Source organism: Nonomuraea sp. KM90, assembly GCF_052246675.1.
Classification (GTDB): domain Bacteria; phylum Actinomycetota; class Actinomycetes; order Streptosporangiales; family Streptosporangiaceae; genus Nonomuraea.
In genome coordinates this window covers 66,731-86,220 of the sequence record NZ_JBQQCB010000024.1, presented here as the reverse complement: position 1 = coordinate 86,220, position 19,490 = coordinate 66,731, and the positions used below count along the sequence as shown (strand labels likewise).

Below are 19,490 nucleotides of genomic sequence, written 5' to 3'. Positions count from 1 at the left end.
CGCCCGCCGGGCGCGGCCTCGCGGTACACCGGCCGGCGGGGGAGCGGCGCGGCCTCGCCGGCCGGGGATCGCGGGGGCCGGTGGCGGGGGCCAGTGGCGGGGGCCGGGGACGGGAGAGCGGTGGAGGCGGGTAGCGGCTGGTCGCCCCGCCCACCGCCCCGCGTCCCCGCACCCGGGCTGCCTGGTGGCCGTCGCGCCGGCGCCGGGCGTTCGCCCGCCCTCCGCCCGCGGCCGGCCCCCGCGCATGCCGTTCGCGCCCCGCGAAACCCGCTCGCCCGGGGGCCTGTGAGCGCTCCCGGGCGAGGACCGGCTATATAGAGGTGTGCCGCCCGCCGGCGGGCGGGCGGGGGTCAGCGGCCGCCGGCGGTGGTGTGCACGACGAGCACGTCGCACGAGGCCCGATGGGTGACGCCCGACGGCACCGACCCCAGCAGCCGCCCGGCCAGGCTGTTGAGCCCCCGGTTGCCCACCACCAGCAGGTCGGCGCGGTGCCGGGAGGCCAGGGATATGAGCACGTCCACCGCCTCACCCTGCTCGGCCGCCAGGACCACCTCGGTGGCGCCCGCCGCCACGGCGTGCTCGCGCGCCGCCCGCAGGGCGTCGTCCGCCGGGGTGGACCCGCTCACCTTGTACGCCAGGTCGCCGAGCCGTTCGGCCGCCGCGGCCCGCTCGCTCTCCCGCATCGGCAGGTACGCGCACGCCAGCACGAGCGTGGCCCCTGTCGCCCCGGCCAGGGACGCCGCCGCCGAGACGGCGCGGAAGGAGGAGGCGGACCCGTCGGTGCCGACGAGGACGGTGCGGTAGGCCATGGAGCCCCCAATTAGACGTCCTGTCAATGACGTGACGTACGATAGCGCTCGTCCCCGGAAGGCGACAGCGCGAGCGCCCCGAAGCCGGCCCGCCCGGCACTCAAGCCGCACTCGAACGGCGCTGGAAGCGCACCCGATAAGCTCTACCCCATGAGCATCTCCCCGTCCTTCCGCGAAGTGTTGTCCCAGCGTGTCATCGTGGCCGATGGCGCGATGGGCACGATGCTCCAGGCCCAGGACCCGACGCTCGACGACTTTCACGGCCACGAGGGCTGCAACGAGGTGCTCAACGTCACCCGGCCCGACATCGTGCGCGGCGTCCACGACGCCTACTTCGCCGTGGGCGTCGACTGCGTGGAGACCAACACTTTCGGTGCCAACATGGCCGCGCTCGGCGAATACGACATCTCCGACCGTGTCTATGAATATTCAGAGGCGGGCGCCAGGATCGCCCGCGAGTCCGCCGACCACTGGTCCACCCCCGACCAGCCCCGCTTCGTGCTCGGCTCCATGGGTCCCGGCACGAAGCTCCCGACCCTCGGCCACCTGCCCTACGCCAGCCTCCGCGACGCCTACCGCGACAACGCGGCCGGCCTGATCGCGGGCGGCGCCGACGCGCTGATCATCGAGACCTGCCAGGACCTGCTCCAGGTCAAGGCCGCCGTCGTGGGCGCCAGGCGGGCCATCGAAGACGCGGGGCGCGACGTCCCGATCATCGCCCAGGTGACGATCGAGACCAACGGCGCGATGCTGCTGGGCTCCGAGATCGGCGCCGCCCTGACCGCGATCGAGCCGCTCGGCGTCGACGTGGTGGGCCTCAACTGCGCGACCGGCCCGGCCGAGATGAGCGAGCACCTGCGCTATCTCGCCCGCCACTCCCGGCTCCGGCTGTCCTGCATGCCCAACGCGGGCCTGCCGGTGCTGACAGCCGACGGGGCGTACTACCCGCTCACCGCGGAAGAGCTGGCCGGCGCCCACCAGTCCTTCACCCGCGACTACGGCCTGTCCCTGGTCGGCGGCTGCTGCGGCACCACGCCCGAGCACCTGCGCCAGGTGGTCGAGAGGGTGCGCGGCAAGGAGATCGCGAACCGCCGCCCGCACCCGGAGCCCGGCGCGTCCTCTCTTTACCAGACCGTCCCGTTCCGCCAGGACACCTCCTACCTGGCCATCGGCGAGCGCTGCAACACCAACGGCTCCAAGGCCTTCCGCGAGGCCATGCTGGAAGGCCGCTGGGACGACTGCGTCGAGACGGCCCGCGACCAGGCCCGCGACGGCGCCCACATGCTCGACCTGTGCGTCGACTACGTCGGCCGCGACGGCGTGGCCGACATGAAGGAGCTGGCCTTCCGCTTCGCCACCGCCTCCACGCTGCCGATCATGCTCGACTCGACCGAGCCGGAGGTGCTGCGGGCCGGGCTCGAGATGCTGGGCGGGCGCGCCGCGGTCAACTCCGTCAACTACGAGGACGGCGACGGCCCTGACTCCCGCTTCCAGAAGATCATGCGCCTGGTGAGCGAGCACGGCTCGGCCGTGGTCGCCCTGACCATCGACGAGGAGGGGCAGGCCCGCACCGCCGACTGGAAGGTGCGCGTGGCCACCCGCCTGGTGGAGGACCTGACCGGCAACTGGGGCATGCGGGTCGAGGACATCATCGTCGACTGCCTCACCTTCCCCATCGCCACCGGCCAGGAGGAGACCAGGCGCGACGGCCTGGAGACCATCGAGGCCATCCGCGAGCTCAAGCGCCGCTACCCGGGCGTGCAGACCACGCTGGGGCTGTCCAACATCAGCTTCGGCCTCAACCCGGCCGCCCGCATGGTGCTCAACTCGGTGTTCCTCAACGAGTGCGTCAACGCCGGGCTCGACTCCGCCATCGTGCACGCCTCCAAGATCCTGCCGATGGCCCGCATCCCCGACGAGCAGCGCCAGGTCGCGCTCGACATGGTCTACGACCGGCGCCGCGAGGGCTACGACCCGCTGCAGAGGTTCATGGACCTGTTCGAGGGCGTCGACGCCGCCGCCATGCGCGCCGGCAAGGCCGAGGAGCTGGCCGCGCTGCCGCTGTGGGAGCGGCTCAAGCGGCGCATCATCGACGGCGAGAAGAAGGGCCTGGAGGCCGACCTCGACAGCGCGCTGGACCAGCGGCCCGCCCTGGAGATCATCAACGAGGTGCTGCTCGACGGCATGAAGACGGTCGGCGAGCTGTTCGGCTCCGGGCAGATGCAGCTGCCGTTCGTGCTGCAGTCGGCCGAGGTGATGAAGTCCGCCGTGGCCTACCTCGAGCCCCACATGGACCGCGTCGAGGGCGAGACGAAGGGCCGCATCGTGCTGGCCACCGTCAAGGGCGACGTGCACGACATCGGCAAGAACCTCGTGGACATCATCCTGTCCAACAACGGCTACCAGGTCGTCAACCTGGGCATCAAGCAGCCGGTCTCGGCCATCCTCGAGGCCGCCGACGAGCAGAAGGCCGACGTCATCGGCATGTCCGGGCTGCTGGTGAAGTCGACGGTCATCATGAAGGAGAACCTGGAGGAGATGAACTCCAGGGGCCTGTCGGAGCGCTACCCGGTGCTGCTCGGCGGCGCCGCCCTGACCCGCGCCTACGTCGAGCAGGACCTCGCCGAGCTGTTCGAGGGCGAGGTGCGTTACGCCCGCGACGCGTTCGAGGGGCTGCGGCTGATGGACGCGTTCATGGCGGTCAAGCGCGGCGTGGCGGGCGCGACGCTGCCGCCGCTGCGCGAGCGGCGGGTCAAGACCGGCGCGGTGCTCGCCCGCACGCCGGTCGGGGAGCTGCCGGCCCGCTCCGACGTGGCGGCCGACAACCCCGTGCCGACGCCGCCCTTCCACGGCGAACGCGTCGTCAAGGGCATCTCGCTGGGCGAATACTCCGCCTTCCTCGACGAGCGGGCGCTGTTCCTCGGCCAGTGGGGGCTCAAGCCCACCAGGGGCGGCGACGGGCCCGGCTACGACGAGCTGGTCGAGACCGAGGGCCGGCCGCGGCTGCGCATGTGGCTGGAGCGCATGCAGACCGAGGGGCTCCTGGAGGCGGCCGTCGTCTACGGCTACTTCCCGTGCGTCTCCGACGGCGACTCGCTGATCATCCTGGGCGACGACGGCAACGAGCGCACCCGCTTCACCTTCCCGCGCCAGCGCCGCGACCGGCACCTGTGCCTGTCCGACTTCTTCCGCTCCAAGGACTCCGGTGAGGTCGACGTGGTCGGCTTCCAGGTGGCGACCATGGGGTCGAAGATCTCCGAGGCCACGGCCGAGCTGTTCGCGAAGGACGCCTACCGCGACTACCTGGAGCTGCACGGCCTGTCGGTGCAGCTCACCGAGGCGCTGGCCGAATACTGGCACGCCCGGGTGCGCTCCGAGTGGGGGATCGGCGGCGAGGAGTCGCTCGACGACATGCTCAAGGTCAACATCCAGGGCTGCCGCTACTCCTTCGGCTACCCGGCCTGCCCCAACCTGGAGGACCAGAAGCAGCTGTTCGAGCTGCTCGAGCCCGAGCGCATCGGGGTGTCGCTGTCGGAAGAGTTCCAGCTCCACCCCGAGCAGGCCACCTCCGCGCTGGTCGCCCACCACCCCGAGGCGAAATACTTCAACGTCTGACCCTCCCCCTGCCGGATCCCGGCCGGGGGAGTGCCCGGCGGTCACGGGCGGCACGGAGGGGCGCCAGGAGGCGTTCCGAGGGGCGTCGGGCGTTCACCGGCGGCACGGGAGGGCGCCAGGCGTTCGGAGGAGCGTCAGGGCGTTCCGAGGAGCGTCAGGAGTTCCGAGGAGTGCCGGGCGTTCACCGGCCGGTACGGAGGGACGCGCCGGGCGTTCACGGGCGGGCGGTGGCGTTCTCGCCCGCCGTTCACGCACACCGGGCACAATCTCACGCAGGCACTACGGATCGGGGGCGGGGCTTGGAAGCGGTCTTCTTCGACATGGACGGGCTGCTGGTCGACAGCGAGCGGGTCTGGCTGGAGATCGAGACCGAGGTGATGGCCAGGCTCGGCGCCGAGTGGACGCCGGCGCACCAGGCCCACCTCGTCGGCGGGTCCATGGAGCGGACGGTCGACTACATGCTGGCCGTGTCCGGGGCCGACGTGCCGCCCGAGACGGTGAGCGAGTGGATGACCGGCGGGATGGTGGCGCGGCTGACGGACGGGGTGCACGTCATGCCGGGCGCCTCCGAGCTGCTCGAGGCCCTGCGCGCCGAGGGGGTGCCCGTGGCGCTGGTCACCTCCTCGCTCCGGCAGATCGCCGACGCCGTGCTCAAGGGCTTCGGCAGGGAGCGCTTCGACTGCGTCGTGACGGCCGACGACGTCACCCGTACCAAGCCGGACCCTGAGCCGTACCTGACGGCCGCCCGGCTGCTCGGCGTGGAGCCGGTGCGCTGCGTCGTCCTGGAGGACTCCCCGAACGGCGTGGCCGCCGCGACCGCGGCGGGCTGCGCCGTCGTGGCCGTCCCGAGCCTGCTGCCCGTCGAGGCGGCGCCCGGCCGGCTGGTGGTCTCGTCCCTGACGGAGATCAGGGTCGAGGACCTGAGAACTCTGGTGGGCTCCTGAGCGTTCCCCTAAGGGAAAAGTGGTTCTCACGGAGGAGGCGGACGGGCCTCCGCGTGCCAGGATGGACATCAGGAGCCACGACAAGGGGGCGGCGAGATGGGTACCTTCAATGCGATCGCCTGGCTGCCACTGTGCGCCGGAGTGAGCATCGCCGGGCTGGTCCTGGCGTTCCTGGCCTTCAAACGCAGGGGAGCGGCCGCGGGCATGCGGATGGCCGCCTGGGCCCTGCTGCCGGTGGCGGCCTACCTGACCGGCGCGCTACAGGCGCTGTGGACCATCGGCACCACCGTGGTGGGCTTCGTGACCAGCCTGGTCTTCAACCCGACCGTGTGGATCGGCGTGGCCGTGGCGGGGCTGTCGGCGGTGCTGTTCGTGGTGTCGGGCGTCATGCGCGGCCGGAAGCTGGGCCGCGGCAGGAAGAACAAGAGCGCGCCGGAGGCGGGCGAGGGACAGCGTCCCGTTAAGCCCTCAGCTGAAAAGCCGGCCGTCGCGAGCCGGCCGCCGGCCGCCGCCGCGGCACCCAAGACGTCGCAGAAGGCGAAGGGCGATGACGACTTCTCCGACATCGAGGAACTGCTCAAACGCCGTGGAATCAGTTGATCCCGCGTTGTGTCACAGTTCCGAGACGCAACCCGGACAGGGCCCGGACATTCAGATCAAGATCGATACGAATGAGTTTCGCGTCAATCACAGTTGAGCCACATAGCAGCCGGAGGGACTAGTCAGTCCAGCTCAGGCCATAGATTCTGCCTCCTGAGGTCGCGACTCGCGGTCTAAAGTCAGTACGCGAAAAAGACGCGTCGTTTGGGCAGCAGGGGGCAATTCGGCATGACCGCACCGCTAGACGTTTCCGGTTCCGCCGCAGAAGCGCATCCGGAGTCGGTGCTCGTGGGAGCGGGCAAGGCCATCCAGGGCCGCTCGCTCACCCGGATCGCCTGGATGCGGCTACGCCGTGACAAGGTCGCCCTGGCCGGCGGCGTGGTCGTCGTGCTGCTGATCCTCGTGGCGATCTTCTCCACGCCCATCATCGCCGCGTTCGGTCACCCGCCGCTGGAGTTCCACCAGGACGCGATCGACCAGAGCACGCTCCTGCCCAAGGGCTCCTTCGGTGGGATGAGCGGCGAATACCTGCTCGGTGTCGAGCCGGTCAACGGCCGTGACATCTTCAGCCGGATCGTCGCGGGCGCGTGGATCTCGCTGCTGATCGGCTTCCTGGCCACGATCCTGTCCGTCATCATCGGCACCACGCTGGGCGTCATCGCCGGCTACTTCGGCGGCTGGGTCGACCAGGTCATCGGCCGCCTCATGGACGTCTTCCTGGCCTTCCCGCTGCTGGTCTTCGCCATCGCGCTGGCGGGCGTCATCCCCGACAAGGGATTCGGCCTGGAGGGCAACGGCCTGCGCATCGCGATGCTGATCTTCATCATCGGCTTCTTCAGCTGGCCCAGCATCGGCCGCATCGTCCGCGGCCAGACCCTGTCGCTGCGCGAGCGCGAGTTCGTGGACGCGGCCAAGAGCCTGGGAGCCCGTAACGGCTACATCCTGTTCCGCGAGGTGCTGCCGAACCTGATGGCGCCGATCCTGGTCTACTCGACCCTGCTCATCCCGACCAACATCCTTTTCGAGGCCGCGCTCTCCTTCCTGGGCGTCGGCATCAACCCGCCCACCCCGACCTGGGGCGGCATGCTCTCCGAAGCGGTCCGCTTCTACACGTTGCCCCACTTCGTGCTCTTCCCGGGTCTGGCGATCTTCATCACCGTTCTCGCGTTCAACGTGTTCGGTGACGGACTGCGGGACGCCTTCGACCCGCGCGCACGCTGATCTTCGCCATCGCTCCATCCCCCATCTCACTAATCAAGGGGTTAGTCAATGAGAAGGAAACACGCACTGGCAGGAGCCGCGACAGCGGCGCTCGCCCTGGTGCTCTCCGCCTGTGGCGGCGGAGGTGGCGGCACACCACAACAGCCCGCCCAGTCGGCGTCCGGCGGTGCCGCGCAACCCGCGTTCAACGCCGGTCTGACCCAGGTGTACAACCCGTCCACCAAGAAGGGCGGGACGCTCAAGGCGGCCCACTCCGCCGACTGGGACAGCCTTGACCCGGGCGACACCTACTACGGTTACTCGTTCAACTTCGGCCGGTTCTACTGGCGGACGCTGACGATGTACAAGACGGGTCCCGGCCCCGAGGGCAACACCGTCGTCCCCGACCTGGCCGAAGGGCTCGGCACCCCCAGTGACGACGGTAAGACCTGGACGTACAAGCTCAAGAGCGGCCTGAAGTTCGAGGACGGCGCGGCGATCACGGCCAAGGACGTGGCCTACGCCGTGGCCCGGTCGTTCGACAAGGAGACCTTCCCCCACGGTCCCTCCTACCTGAACGAGCTGCTCGACTGGCCGAAGGACTTCAAGGGCGTCTACAAGACCCCCGACGTGGACTACAAGTCGGCCGTCGAGGCGACCGACGACTCGACGGTTGTCTTCCACCTGAAGAAGCCGTTCGCGTCCATGGACTACATCGTGCAGATGCCGATGACCGCGCCGGTGCCGAAGGACAAGGACACGGGCGCGAAGTACAAGGAGAAGGTCGTCTCCTCCGGCCCGTACAAGTTCGAGACGAACGAGATCGGCAAGCGTTTCACCATGGTCCGCAACGACCAGTGGGACCCCGCGACCGACCCGAACCGTCCCGCGCTGCCGGACCGGATCGAGGTCCAGCTCAACGTCAACGCCGATGACCTGGACAACCAGCTCATCTCGGGCAGCATCCACCTGGACATCCCCGGCACCGGCATGCAGCCGGCCGCCCTGGGCAAGGTCCTTCCCGACCCGGCGCTGAAGGCCCGTACGGACAACCCGACGATCCCCAGGCTCTGGTACGTCTCGGTCATCCCGGACACGCCGCCGCTGGACAACGTCGAGTGCCGCAAGGCAGTCCTCTGGGCCGCCGACCGCGTCGCCAACCAGACCGCCTACGGAGGCCCGCTCGCCGGCGGTGACATCGCCACCAACGTGATGCCGCCGCCCATCGTCGGCCAGGAGAAGTTCGACCTGTACGCCACCCCGGAGAACAAGGGTGACGTGAACAAGGCCAAGCAGGCGCTGGCCGCCTGTGGCCAGCCGAACGGCTTCTCCACCACCATGGCGTTCCGCTCCGACCGGCCCCGCGAGAAGGCGCTGGCCGAGTCGATGCAGCAGGCGCTGGCCAAGGTCAACATCAAGCTCGAGCTCAAGGGCTTCCCGGGCTCCAGCTACTTCTCCGACTACGCCGGCAACGTCGACTACGTCAAGAAGAACGGCATCGGCCTGGCCGGTCACGGCTGGGGCTCCGACTGGCCCGACGGCTACGGCTTCATGCAGGCCATCGTGGACAGCCGCACCATCCGCGACGCGGGCAACTACAACCTCAGCGTCAAGAACTCCGAGGTCGACAAGCTCATCGACCAGGCCTCGGCCGAGCTCGACGAGGCGGCCCGCGCCAAGCTCTGGGTCGACGTCGACAAGAAGGTCATGGAGGACGCCTCCATCCTTCCGGTCGTGTGGGCCAAGTCGCTGCTCATGCGGGGTCAGGGCCTGACGAACGTCGCCTACAACGAGGGCCAGAGCATGTACGACTACGTGATGCTCGGCGTCGAGTGACCAGGCGGGGTTCGGGGATCTAGCGAAGGCAGGTGAAGGCAGGAGTGGCCCGCCCGGCGGCGGGCGGGCCACTCGGCCGGTAGCGGTGGTCACATACATCATCAGGCGTCTAATCGGCGCGTTCGCCATGCTGATCGTGATCAGCATGGTCACGTTCGGCATTTTCTTCGTCGTGCCGCAGTGGGCCGGGGCGACACCCGAGGCCCTCGCGTCGCGTTACGTAGGCCGGGCGGCCACACCGGAGACGGTCCACCTGGTGGCCGAGCGGCTGGGCTTCAACGATCCGGTGGTCGTGCAGTACGGCAGATTCGTCAAGGGCATCTTCGCCGGCGCCGAGTACGACTACGGTGCGGGCGTCGAGCAGTGCCCCGCCCCCTGCTTCGGTTACTCCTTCATCAGCGGGCAGCCCGTCTGGCCTGACCTGGTCGACCGCTTGCCGGTGACCTTCTCCCTGGCCATCGGCGCCGCGCTCATCTGGGTGGTGGCCGGCGTGAGCGTGGGCGTGCTCTCCGCGCTGCGCAGAGGCAGCTTCTTCGACCGCCTCTCGATGGGCACCGCGCTGGCCGGCGTGTCGCTGCCCATCTTCTTCACCGGCATGATCTCCCTGGTCGTCTTCAGCTACGGCCTGGGCTGGACGCCGCCGGGTGGCGCGTGGACGGACTTCACCGCGAATCCGGCGCAATGGGCCTACAACCTGCTGCTGCCGTGGATCACACTGGCGTTCCTGTTCGCCGCCGGTTACGCCCGCCTGACGCGGGCCGGGATGCTGGAGACGATGGGCGAGGACTACATCCGCACGGCCAGGGCCAAGGGCCTGTCCGAGAGCCGGGTCGTGGTCAAACACGGCCTGCGCGCCGCGCTCACCCCGATCCTGACCCTGTTCGGCATCGACTTCGGCCTGCTCATCGGCGGCGCCGTCCTCACCGAGACCACCTATACTCTGCCCGGGCTCGGCCAGTTCGCCATTCTGGCCATCAGGAACCAGGACCTGCCTCAGGTCATGGGCGTGGTTCTGGTCGCCGCCGGTTTCGTGGTGGTGGCGAGCCTGGTCGTCGACCTCCTGTACGCGGTGGTCGACCCGAGGGTGAGGTTGTCATGAGCTTCCTTGACGTCAAGGACCTGAAGATCCATTTCCCGACGGACGACGGTCTCGTCAAGTCCGTCGACGGGCTGACGTTCAGCGTCGAGCGCGGTCAGACCCTCGGCATCGTGGGCGAGTCCGGCTCCGGCAAGAGCGTGACCAGCCTCGGCGTGCTCGGCCTGCACAAGGGCGGCCGGGCCCGGATCTCCGGGGAGATCTGGCTCGACGGCGAGGAGCTGAACGGCGCCTCTGCCGAGCACGTGCGCCGGCTGCGCGGCAAGAAGATGGCGATGATCTTCCAGGATCCGCTGTCGTCGATGCACCCGTACTACACGGTCGGCCACCAGATCATCGAGGCGTACCGCATCCACAACGACGTCTCCAAGCAGGTGGCCCGCAAGCACGCCATCGACATGCTCGGCCGCGTCGGCATTCCCGAGCCGGCCGGCCGGGTCGACAGCTACCCGCACGAGTTCTCCGGCGGTATGCGGCAGCGCGCGATGATCGCCATGGCGCTCTCCTGCGACCCCGAGCTGCTCATCGCCGACGAGCCGACCACCGCGCTCGACGTGACCGTGCAGGCCCAGATCCTCGACCTCATGCGTGACCTGCAGCGGGAGTTCAACTCCGCGCTGATCGTCATCACGCACGACCTGGGCGTGGTGGCCGAGCTGTCCGACGACATCCTCGTCATGTACGGCGGCAAATGCGTCGAGTACGGCTCCGCCGACGACATCTTCTACCGGCCCGAGCACCCCTACACCTGGGGTCTGCTCGGCTCCATGCCCCGCCTGGACCGCGAGCCCACCGAACGGCTCCTGCCGATCAAGGGCTCGCCGCCGTCCCTGATCAACGTGCCGCCGGGCTGCGCCTTCCACCCGCGCTGCCCGTACGCCGAGCGCACCGGGGACAAGGCCGCCACCGAGGTGCCGGCCCTCGCCGAGACCGAGGGAGGCCACCTCGTACGCTGCCACATGAGCAGGAGCGAGCGGCAGGGCCTATGGGAGAACGAGATCAAGCCAGTGCTGGAGATCCAGTGAGCGAGAATGAGCCGCTTCTTTCCGTGCATAACATGGAGAAGCACTTCCCGGTGACGAAGGGCCTGCTCAAAAGGCAGGTCGGCGCCGTCAAGGCCGTGGACGGGATCAGCTTCGAGGTGTTCAAGGGCGAGACGCTCGGCCTCGTGGGGGAGTCCGGCTGCGGCAAGTCGACCACGGGACGGCTGGTGACCCGGCTCCTCGAGCCCACCGCCGGCGAGGTCGTCTTCGAGGGTCAGGACATCACGCACATGAGCCAGGGCCGGCTCCGGCCGCTCCGGCGCGACATGCAGATGATCTTCCAGGACCCCTACTCGTCGCTCAACCCCCGCCACACGGTGGGCGCCATCGTGGGCGCGCCCTTCCGCATCCAGGGCATCAGGACCGAGAACGGCACCAAGAAGGCCGTCCAGGACATCCTTGAGCTGGTCGGGCTCAACCCCGAGCACTACAACCGCTACCCGCACGAGTTCTCCGGTGGGCAGCGCCAGCGCATCGGCATCGCCCGCACGCTCGCGCTCAAGCCCAAGCTGATCATCGCCGACGAGCCGGTCTCCGCGCTCGACGTGTCGATCCAGGCCCAGGTCGTCAACCTGCTCGAAGACCTGCAGAAAGAGCTGGACCTGACCTACGTGGTGATCGCCCACGACCTGTCGGTGGTGCGGCACATCAGCGACCGGGTGGCGGTCATGTACCTGGGCAAGATCGTGGAGATCGCCGACCGCAAGCGGCTCTACAGCTCGCCCATGCACCCGTACACCAACGCCCTGATGTCGGCCGTGCCCGTGCCCGACCCGAAGGCGCGCAAGGAACGCGAGCGCATCCGGCTGACCGGCGACGTGCCCAGCCCGCTCAACCCGCCGCCCGCCTGCCGCTTCCACACCCGCTGCTGGAAGGCGCAGGAGATCTGCAAGCAGGTCGAGCCGCCGCTGGAGGAGCTCGCCAGCGGCCACCGGGTGGCCTGCCACTTCCCGGAGAACGCCCCGGCGACGCCGGAGGTGGCCGGCAAGGCCGGCTGAGCCTGCCTGAAACGCCGGGCGCCCGCTCAGAGGATGGCGCCCGGCGTGACCGGCATCGAGGGGATGGCGCCCGGCGCGATGCCCTCAGGAGATGGGCGTGACCGGCCTCAGGAGATGGCGCCCGGCGTGATCAGGCCGGTCTCGTAGGCGAGCACCACGGCCTGCACCCGATCGCGCAGCCCCAGCTTGGTCAGCACGTTGCCGACGTGGGTCTTCACCGTCGTCTCGCTCACCACGAGCTTGGCCGCGATCTCGGCGTTGGACATGCCCTTGGCGATCAGCCGCAGCACCTCCAGCTCCCGCTCGGTCAGCCGGTGGAGCCGCGCCGGAGCGGCCTGCTCGTACGCCGACGGCAGCCGCGTGGCGAACCGGTCCAGCAGCCGCCGCGTCACGCTCGGCGCCACGATCGCGTCCCCGGCCGCCACCACCCGGATCGCCTGCACCAGCTCGTCCGGCGGAACGTCCTTCAGCAGGAACCCGGACGCGCCCGAACGCAGCGCCTCCACGATGTACTCGTCCAGGTCGAACGTCGTCAGCACCAGCACCTTCGGCACGTGCGCCGCGGGCGCCGCCTCGCGCACGATGCGGCGCGTGGCCTCGATGCCGTCGACCCCGGGCATCCGGATGTCCATCAGCACCACGTCGGGCAGCAACGCCCGCGTCTGCTCCTGCGCGCCCTTGCCGTCGCCGGCCTGCCCCACCACCGTGATGTCGGGCTCGGCCTCGAGGATCAGGCGGAAACCGGTACGCAGCAGCGGCTGATCGTCAACCAGCAGCACTCTGATCGTCATTGGCCGTCCTTCAACGGGAACCTTGCCCGCACCCCGAAACCGCCCCCCGGCAGCGGACCGATGCTCAGGATTCCACCATAGAGGGCCACCCGTTCGCGAATCCCCACCAAACCATGCCCTGGCGGCAGGGACATCTCCCCGGCCGGCTCCCGCGGCGCGCCCTGGCCGTCGTCCTCCACCCGCACGTCCAGCTCGTGCGCGTCATGGCGGACGGTCACCACGGCCTGCGCCCCCGCGCCCGCGTGCCGCAGGCTGTTGGTCAGCCCCTCCTGGACCAGCCGGTAGGCCGCCAGGTCCACACCCGCGGGCAGGGGCGCCGGCTCGCCCTCCGTCCGCAGCCGCGTCGGCAGCCCCGCCTCCCGCATCTGCTCCACCAGTGCCGGCAGGTCCCGCACACCCGGCTGCGGGCCCAGCTCGGCCCGCGCGTCCGCCCGTGAGTCGGTACGCAGCACGCCCACGATGTTGCGCATCTCGGTCATCGCCATCCGGCCCGTGTGCTCGATCGCCGACAGCGCCTCGCGCGCCAGCTCGGGGTTGGAGGCCAGCACCCGCCGCGCCGCCGCGGCCTGCACGGTCATCACGCTGACGTGGTGGGCGACCACGTCGTGCAGCTCGCGGGCGATCCTCGACCGCTCCTCCGCCCGCGCCGCCCGCGTGTCGGCCGCGTGCGCCCGCTCCAGCCTGGTCGCCCGGTCCTTCAGCTCCTCCAGGTACGCCCGGCGCAACCGCAGGCTCCGGCCCGCGCCCCACACGGCCACCAGGACCACGGCGACGACCACGTACTCGTTCCAGCCGGCCGCCCGCACGGGCCCGGCGACGGCGCCGGTCACGTACGTCACCAGCGACAGCAGCAGCGCGCCCAGAGCGATCGCCAGCCCCCGGTAGGACGCCACCGAATACAGCAGCACCAGGCCGGACAGGCTGGACATGCCGGTGCCGTAACCGAACACGTTGAGGAACGTCTCCGGCACCAGCCCCGCGCACAGCGCCGCCAGCGGCCAGCGACGGCGCACCGCAACCGGGACGCACGCCAGCACCACCAGCAGCACCCCGAGCGCGTCGGGCCGCCGCATTCCCCCGACAGGCAGCCCCTCGGCCTGCAGGCGGTCGGGCCCGTAGAGCACGAACAGCGCCACGGAGATCGCGGCCACGAGCCCGGCGAGCACCGTGTCGTGGAGCCTGCTCCGATCTATGCGCACGGCTTCACTGTAAGACCAGGTGAGAGCCCTCAACCTCCTCCCTCGGGAGGATAAGCCCCCAAACCCGCCCACCCAGGCACCCGAGTCCGCCGCGGACCATCCGGGACGACCCACGCCACCAGCCCCCCACCGGCCGCGCCGCACCTCAGCCACCCTCGACCCCGCTCCGTCCGCGCCCGCTCCGTCCGCCGGCCCCGCCTGTCGGCGCCGCCAGGATGCCGGGCGGCCTCCAGGCCCTGAACCCGCGCGCTCCCTATGGGCCCCGCGCATCGCCGCCGCGCCCGCCTCACACCTCGCGTGCCGCTGGGGGCGTCCGCGTGTTGGTGGTGCGCCTTTGGACGTCCGCGCGCCTCAGAGGGACAGTCGCGCGCGTCAGAGGACGGCCGCCCGTCGGAGGGACGGCTGCTCGCCAGAGCGGTCGGCCACGTGTCGGACGGACGGTCGTGGGTCAGTACGGACGGTCGTCGGTCAGAGTTCGTCGGTGGCCGAGCGGCGGCTGCTGCGGACCGTGTCGCCCGGTTGCCGGTCGGGCACCGGCGGTGGGGTGCCGCCGAACTCCGGGCACAGCGCCTGGTGGTCGCACCAGTCGCACAGCCGGCTGCGCCGCGCCCGCCACTCGCCCGTCTCCAGCGACCGCTCGATCGCCGCCCACAACGCCATCACCTTGCGCTCGGTGGCCAGCAGGTCGGCCTCGTCGGGCGCGTACCGCAGCACCTCGCCCTGGCCGCCCAGGTAGACCAGCTGCAGCAGCCGCGGCACCTGCCCCCGCAGCCGCCACAGCACCAGCGCGTAGAACTTCATCTGGAACAGCGCCTTGGCCTCGAAGTCGGGACCCGGCGCGCTGCCCGTCTTGTAGTCGACCACCCGCACCTCACCGGTGGGCGCCACGTCGAGGCGGTCGACGTAGCCGCGCAGCATCAGCCCGCCGTCCAGCACCGCCTCCACGTAGAGCTCCCGCTCGGCCGGCTCCAGCCGCGTCGGGTCCTCCAGCGTGAAGTAGCGCTCCAGCATGCCGCGCGCCTGCCCCAGCCACTCGGCCTGCTCCGCGTCGTCGGTGAACATCCGCGCGTATTGCGGGTCGTCGGCCAGCAGCCGCTCCCACTGCGGCTCCAGCAGCTCCAGCGCCGCCCGCACCGAGCGCCGCGGCGCCGGCAGGTCGTAGAGGCGCTCCAGGACCGCGTGGACCACCGTGCCGCGCACCGCCGCCTGCGACGGCTTCTCGGGGAGCTGGTCGATCACCCGGAAGCGGTAGAGCAGCGGACACGTCATGAAATCGCCCGCCCGGGACGGGGAGAGAGCTCCGATGATCACCGGTTCGGTCAACGTCATGCACCGCACTCTAGGTCAAGACCCCGACAGAATAACGCCCGCGGGACGAGGATCACGTGATCCGGCGCGTAGCATCAAGGCAGCAACAGCACGTAATGGACGTTCAAGGAGTGCGGTGAGCGAGCAAAGCCCGCGGCGGGAGTTCTCCGGTCTTCGGATGGGGAAGCCGTTCGGCATTCCGGTGTACGTCTCGTGGACATGGTTCCTGGTGGCGGCGTTCATCACCGTGATGTTCGGGCCACAGATGCGGCAGATGCTGCCCGAGCTCGACAGCGTCGCCGCGTACGGGGTGGCGTTCCTCTTCGCGGTGCTGCTGTACGTCTCGGTGCTGCTGCACGAGCTGGCCCACAGCGTCCTGGCCAAGGCGTACGGCCTGCCGGTCCGCAGGATCACCCTCTACCTCCTCGGCGGGGTCTCGGAGATCGAGAAGGAGCCGCCCACGCCGGGCAAGGAGTTCATGGTCGCCGCGGCGGGGCCCGCGCTGTCCCTCGGGCTGGCCGGGATCGGGCTGGCCGCCGACGTCTGGGTGATCAACAACGGCGGCATCCTCGAGGTGCTCACCTGGCAGCTGTGGTTCGCCAACCTCATCGTCGGCGTGTTCAACCTGCTGCCCGGGCTGCCGCTCGACGGCGGCCGGATGTTGCGCGCCGGAGTGTGGAAGCTCACCAGCAACCCCGGCTCCGGCACCATCGTGGCGGCCTGGGGCGGGCGGGTGCTGGCCGCGCTGCTGGTGGTGTTCCCGGTCGCGACCGCGCTGTCCAGCGGGCGCGACATCGACCCGGTCGACCTGGTGTGGCCGCTGGTGCTGGCGTCGTTCATCTGGATGGGCGCCAGCCAGTCGCTGCGCATCGCCAAGATCCGCCAGCGCATCCCACAGGTCAACGCGCGCGCCCTGGCGCGCCGGGCCATCCCCGTGAGCGCCGAGACGCCACTGGCCGAGGCGCTGCGCCAGGCCACCGAGCGCCGGGCGGGCGCCCTGGTCGTCGTCGACCACGAGGGCAGGCCGCTGGCGATCGTCAGCGAGGCCGCCGTCCAGGCCACCCCCGAGCACCGCCGCCCCTGGGTGAACGTCGGCTCCCTGGCCAAGACCCTGGAGCCCACCATGATGCTCGCGGCCGACCTGACCGGCGAGCCGCTCATCGAGGCCATGCGCGCGGCTCCGGGCAGCGAATACCTGCTCGTCGAGGACGGTGGCGAGATCTACGGGGTGCTGGCCACGGCCGACGTGAACAGGGTTTTCACCGGCGTCTGATTTGTCCCACTCGTTTAAGCGGCGGGCCATCGATAGGGTCGTGTCCAGCAGTTTCGGGTGGGCCGGAGCCGACTCCGGCGATTTCTGCGATGCGACGACTGGCCGATAGTGTGCTGTTTGGCCAAACTTGCACAGTTGAGGGGTTTGCCGCGGTCCACCGGTTCACCGAATCGAGACGAGGGGGCCGCGACACGGCCTCGTCGTCTGGGTATGCGTATGGCTGGTGGCCAGCACGGCAGTGCGGGTGCCGTAATATCGCCGGCTTCCGGGGAGGAGAGTTGAGTGACCGAGCGCAGCGAGGGCACCAATGAGCGCAGCACGGTCGTCATGAGGGAGGACGCATGACCGACCACGGCCTCGGAGTGGTGCGTCCGCTTCCTGGAAACGGGCTGGTCGCCTATGTCGGCGGGCTGCTGCTCGTGTGCGATTCGGCCGAGTCGGCCGCCGATGACCTGCTCGAGGCGCTGCGCGAGACGGCCGCCTCCGGTGGCGACGGCCGGGCGCTGGCCCGCCGCGCCGCTCAGGTGCTCGCGGCCAACATGGCGGGCGACCCGGCCACCTGCGCGGTCGCCGGTCCCGTCGGCGGCGGCGTCGCCGTCCTGGTCAGCGGCTCGGCCGCGGCCACCATCACCACCGCGGCCGGCGAGACCCGGCTGGCCGGCAGCGACTCGCTGACCTGGGCCGACCGGCTCGTCACCGGCACCGTCGAGCGCGTCGAGCTCAGCCTGCCCGGCGCCGGCAGCCCGCACCCCGCGGTCCGCTTCGAGGGCGGCGTCGTGCACGGCGGCGGCCTCGTCGGCGACTTCACCGACCGGCCCGCGCCCTCCGCACCGTCCGCGCCCTCCCGGCCACTGACCAGCGAGATGCCCAACACGGCCTTCCACATGGAGGCCGACCTGATCCAGCCGCCGGTCCAGCAGCCCGTGGAGCGTCCTCCCTACCCACTGGCCGACCAGCCGCCGGTCGTCCCCGGCCCGCCCTCGGGTCCCCAGCCCGCGCCCCCGGTCATGGACCAGCCGTACCACACCCCGCAGGACCCGCCGCCCTACCACACTCCCCAGGACCAGCCCCCCTACCTGCCGCCGCAGGAGCCCGCCTACCACCCGCCGCAGGAGCCCCCCTACCAGCCCCCGCAGGACTACCAGGAGCAGCCGCCGCCCCTGCACGAGCAGCAGCAGTTCCCGTCCTACGACGAGCCGCCCTCCGGCAACGGCGCCGCCGACCAGCCGATCCCGCAGCACATGGGTCCCGGCGACCACTACGACCAGCCCGCGCCGCCCGTCCTCGGCCCGCCCGACCACTTCGACCACCCGGGCCCGCCGCAGCAGGACCAGCAGCCCGAGCACGGCGACCGCCCCCTGGTCTACGGGGTCGACTGCAAGAACGACCACTTCAACGACCCCCGCGCGCCCTACTGCGCGGTCTGCGGCATCGCCCTGGTGCAGCGCACCCTCGTCCCCTACAAGGGCCCGCGCCCCTCGCTCGGCGTCCTGGTCCTCGACGACGGGACGGCGCTCCCCCTGGAGAGCGACTACCTGCTCGGCCGCGACCCGGAGCGGGCGCCCGAGGTGGCCGGCGGCACCGCCAGGCCCGCCAAGGTGACCAGCCCGGACGGCTCGGTCTCGCGCCGTCACCTGCGGGTGGCGCTCGACGGATGGGACGTCAACCTGGTGGACCTGGGCTCGGTGAACGGCACCCAGATCCAGCCGCCCGGCGACCCCAACTTCTACGACATCCCGCCCAACGAGCCCGTCACGATCGCCCCGGGCACCACGGTCCGCGTCGGAGTGTCCCGCACGCTCCGCTTCGAGGCGCACCGGGGGTAGGTCTCGTCGAACGCCCGCGTTCCCCGGGGTTCCGGGGCGCGGGCGTTCGCACGTTCGGGGCGTGGCGCCGCCTCACGAGGTCGTGTCCCGTACGGTGCGGCCGTCCGGCGCCGCCGCGTGCCGGGCGGCCGGCTCCGCCAGGAACTCCCGGGCGCCGCGGAGCCGGGTCCCCAGCCGCCGCCGCGTCGCCGAGCAGTCCAGCCGGACCTCGAGCGGCCCCGGCACCCCCGCCTCGGCCCGGCTCCCGGCGACCAGGAGAGCCTCGTCCAGGCCGTCCCGGCGGGCGATGAGCACGCCCAGCTCGTAGCGGCTGACCGCATCGGCCCCGGCGACGTGCAGCACCCCCGGGCACCCCCGGACCGCCACCTCCGCCAGCGCCGCCGCCAGGTCGGAGACGTGCACGGGACACCGCACGTCATCCTTGAACAGCACCCCCGAACCCGGCCGCGCCACCAGCGAGTGCACCAGCGCCTCGTGCGCCGATCCACCGCGCCCGATGATCAGGGACGTCCTGGCGATGGCGGCATCGGGCAGCACCGCCCGCACGGCCGTCTCGGCGGCCGCCTTGGCCGCACCGTACGGGCTGATCGGGTCGGGCAGGCACGCCTCGGCGTACGAGGGCGCGGATCCGGAGAAGACGGCGTCGCTGGAGACGTGCACCAGCCGCCCGCCCGACCGCGCGACGGCCACGGCCACGTGCGCGGCGCCGTCCGCGGTGGCCGTCCAGTCCGACGAACGGTACGCCGTGTTGATCGTCACCTCCGGCCGGAACGCGTCGAACACGGCGGCCACGGCCTCCCGCGACCGCACGTCCAACGGCAGCCACCGCGCGTCCGGGTCGTTCCCCGGCCGGGTGTGACAGGTCGCGCCCACCTCGTGGCCCGCCGCCACGCACAGTCGCACGAGCTCGCCGCCCAGATGGCCGCTCCCGCCGACGATGAGCATCCTCACG

15 protein-coding genes are annotated in these 19,490 nt (G+C 70.9%); 10 read left to right on the top strand and 5 right to left on the bottom strand.

The window, feature by feature from the left end; translation table 11 throughout:
• Positions 1 to 350 precede the first annotated feature (350 nt).
• On the bottom strand, positions 351 to 809 hold the full coding sequence (locus tag ACTWPW_RS24835; protein WP_443170033.1) for a universal stress protein: 459 nt from the start codon (positions 807 to 809) through the stop codon (positions 351 to 353).
• A 150-nt stretch (positions 810 to 959) separates the two neighbouring features.
• On the opposite strand from ACTWPW_RS24835, the gene metH reads away from it, so the two are divergent.
• The 8 genes from metH to ACTWPW_RS24795 all read left to right on the top strand — a co-directional run bounded on the left by metH (position 960) and on the right by ACTWPW_RS24795 (position 12,141).
• Positions 960 to 4,424 carry a methionine synthase gene (gene metH, locus ACTWPW_RS24830; RefSeq protein ID WP_375114002.1) on the top strand — a complete coding sequence of 1,155 codons (3,465 nt, stop codon included), beginning with the start codon at positions 960 to 962 and terminating at the stop codon, positions 4,422 to 4,424.
• 299 nt (positions 4,425 to 4,723) lie between these two features.
• Positions 4,724 to 5,368 (top strand): HAD family hydrolase, encoded by a 645-nt coding sequence (locus tag ACTWPW_RS24825; RefSeq protein ID WP_443170032.1) that lies wholly within the window; start codon positions 4,724 to 4,726, stop codon positions 5,366 to 5,368.
• Positions 5,369 to 5,464: 96 nt separating this feature from the next.
• Positions 5,465 to 5,968, top strand: a complete 504-nt coding sequence (locus ACTWPW_RS24820; RefSeq protein ID WP_443170031.1) for a cellulose synthase — start codon at positions 5,465 to 5,467, stop codon at positions 5,966 to 5,968.
• A gap of 228 nt (positions 5,969 to 6,196) precedes the next feature.
• Complete coding sequence (locus ACTWPW_RS24815) at positions 6,197 to 7,189, top strand: ABC transporter permease (RefSeq protein ID WP_375113999.1); 993 nt, start codon at positions 6,197 to 6,199, stop codon at positions 7,187 to 7,189.
• 48 nt (positions 7,190 to 7,237) lie between these two features.
• The gene (locus ACTWPW_RS24810) at positions 7,238 to 9,004 is read left to right on the top strand and encodes an ABC transporter substrate-binding protein (protein WP_375113998.1); all 1,767 of its coding nucleotides are present in this window, start codon (positions 7,238 to 7,240) and stop codon (positions 9,002 to 9,004) included.
• Between the two features lie 85 nt (positions 9,005 to 9,089).
• Positions 9,090 to 10,103 carry an ABC transporter permease gene (locus ACTWPW_RS24805; protein WP_375113997.1) on the top strand — a complete coding sequence of 338 codons (1,014 nt, stop codon included), beginning with the start codon at positions 9,090 to 9,092 and terminating at the stop codon, positions 10,101 to 10,103.
• The gene (locus ACTWPW_RS24800; RefSeq protein ID WP_375113996.1) at positions 10,100 to 11,125 is read left to right on the top strand and encodes an ABC transporter ATP-binding protein; all 1,026 of its coding nucleotides are present in this window, start codon (positions 10,100 to 10,102) and stop codon (positions 11,123 to 11,125) included. The genes ACTWPW_RS24805 and ACTWPW_RS24800 overlap by 4 nt, the downstream gene beginning before the upstream one ends.
• Positions 11,086 to 12,141 (top strand): ABC transporter ATP-binding protein, encoded by a 1,056-nt coding sequence (locus ACTWPW_RS24795; protein ID WP_443170030.1) that lies wholly within the window; start codon positions 11,086 to 11,088, stop codon positions 12,139 to 12,141. The genes ACTWPW_RS24800 and ACTWPW_RS24795 overlap by 40 nt, the downstream gene beginning before the upstream one ends.
• A gap of 107 nt (positions 12,142 to 12,248) precedes the next feature.
• On the opposite strand, the gene ACTWPW_RS24790 is transcribed toward ACTWPW_RS24795, so the two are convergent.
• The 3 genes from ACTWPW_RS24790 to ACTWPW_RS24780 form a co-directional block, all read right to left on the bottom strand.
• The gene (locus tag ACTWPW_RS24790; RefSeq protein ID WP_443170029.1) at positions 12,249 to 12,932 is read right to left on the bottom strand and encodes a response regulator; all 684 of its coding nucleotides are present in this window, start codon (positions 12,930 to 12,932) and stop codon (positions 12,249 to 12,251) included.
• Complete coding sequence (locus ACTWPW_RS24785; RefSeq protein WP_443170028.1) at positions 12,929 to 14,131, bottom strand: sensor histidine kinase; 1,203 nt, start codon at positions 14,129 to 14,131, stop codon at positions 12,929 to 12,931. The genes ACTWPW_RS24790 and ACTWPW_RS24785 overlap by 4 nt, the downstream gene beginning before the upstream one ends.
• Positions 14,132 to 14,599: 468 nt before the next feature.
• Complete coding sequence (locus tag ACTWPW_RS24780) at positions 14,600 to 15,460, bottom strand: RecB family exonuclease (protein ID WP_364135070.1); 861 nt, start codon at positions 15,458 to 15,460, stop codon at positions 14,600 to 14,602.
• Positions 15,461 to 15,575: 115 nt separating this feature from the next.
• Here ACTWPW_RS24780 and ACTWPW_RS24775 point away from each other — a divergent pair, with 115 nt between their 5' ends.
• Entirely contained in the window at positions 15,576 to 16,712 is a 1,137-nt protein-coding gene (locus ACTWPW_RS24775; protein ID WP_375113992.1) for a site-2 protease family protein, read from the top strand.
• Positions 16,713 to 17,053: 341 nt separating this feature from the next.
• Complete coding sequence (locus ACTWPW_RS24770) at positions 17,054 to 18,538, top strand: FHA domain-containing protein (protein WP_443170027.1); 1,485 nt, start codon at positions 17,054 to 17,056, stop codon at positions 18,536 to 18,538.
• Between the two features lie 72 nt (positions 18,539 to 18,610).
• Here ACTWPW_RS24770 and ACTWPW_RS24765 read toward each other — a convergent pair whose 3' ends face one another.
• Positions 18,611 to 19,483 carry a sugar nucleotide-binding protein gene (locus ACTWPW_RS24765; protein WP_443170051.1) on the bottom strand — a complete coding sequence of 291 codons (873 nt, stop codon included), beginning with the start codon at positions 19,481 to 19,483 and terminating at the stop codon, positions 18,611 to 18,613.
• Positions 19,484 to 19,490 lie beyond the last annotated feature (7 nt).

What these genes read in the sequence shown, in the direction of transcription:
- ACTWPW_RS24800 (WP_375113996.1), top strand. Translation starts at nt 10,100, where the DNA reads ATGAGCTTCCTTGACGTCAAGGACCTGAAGATCCATTTCCCGACGGAC.
- ACTWPW_RS24815 (WP_375113999.1), top strand. Translation starts at nt 6,197, where the DNA reads ATGACCGCACCGCTAGACGTTTCCGGTTCCGCCGCAGAAGCGCATCCG.
- ACTWPW_RS24765 (WP_443170051.1), bottom strand. Translation starts at nt 19,483, where the DNA reads ATGCTCATCGTCGGCGGGAGCGGCCATCTGGGCGGCGAGCTCGTGCGA.
- ACTWPW_RS24780 (WP_364135070.1), bottom strand. Translation starts at nt 15,460, where the DNA reads ATGACGTTGACCGAACCGGTGATCATCGGAGCTCTCTCCCCGTCCCGG.
- ACTWPW_RS24770 (WP_443170027.1), top strand. Translation starts at nt 17,054, where the DNA reads ATGACCGACCACGGCCTCGGAGTGGTGCGTCCGCTTCCTGGAAACGGG.
- ACTWPW_RS24835 (WP_443170033.1), bottom strand. Translation starts at nt 809, where the DNA reads ATGGCCTACCGCACCGTCCTCGTCGGCACCGACGGGTCCGCCTCCTCC.
- ACTWPW_RS24795 (WP_443170030.1), top strand. Translation starts at nt 11,086, where the DNA reads ATGGGAGAACGAGATCAAGCCAGTGCTGGAGATCCAGTGAGCGAGAAT.
- ACTWPW_RS24790 (WP_443170029.1), bottom strand. Translation starts at nt 12,932, where the DNA reads ATGACGATCAGAGTGCTGCTGGTTGACGATCAGCCGCTGCTGCGTACC.
- ACTWPW_RS24810 (WP_375113998.1), top strand. Translation starts at nt 7,238, where the DNA reads ATGAGAAGGAAACACGCACTGGCAGGAGCCGCGACAGCGGCGCTCGCC.
- metH (WP_375114002.1), top strand. Translation starts at nt 960, where the DNA reads ATGAGCATCTCCCCGTCCTTCCGCGAAGTGTTGTCCCAGCGTGTCATC.
- ACTWPW_RS24820 (WP_443170031.1), top strand. Translation starts at nt 5,465, where the DNA reads ATGGGTACCTTCAATGCGATCGCCTGGCTGCCACTGTGCGCCGGAGTG.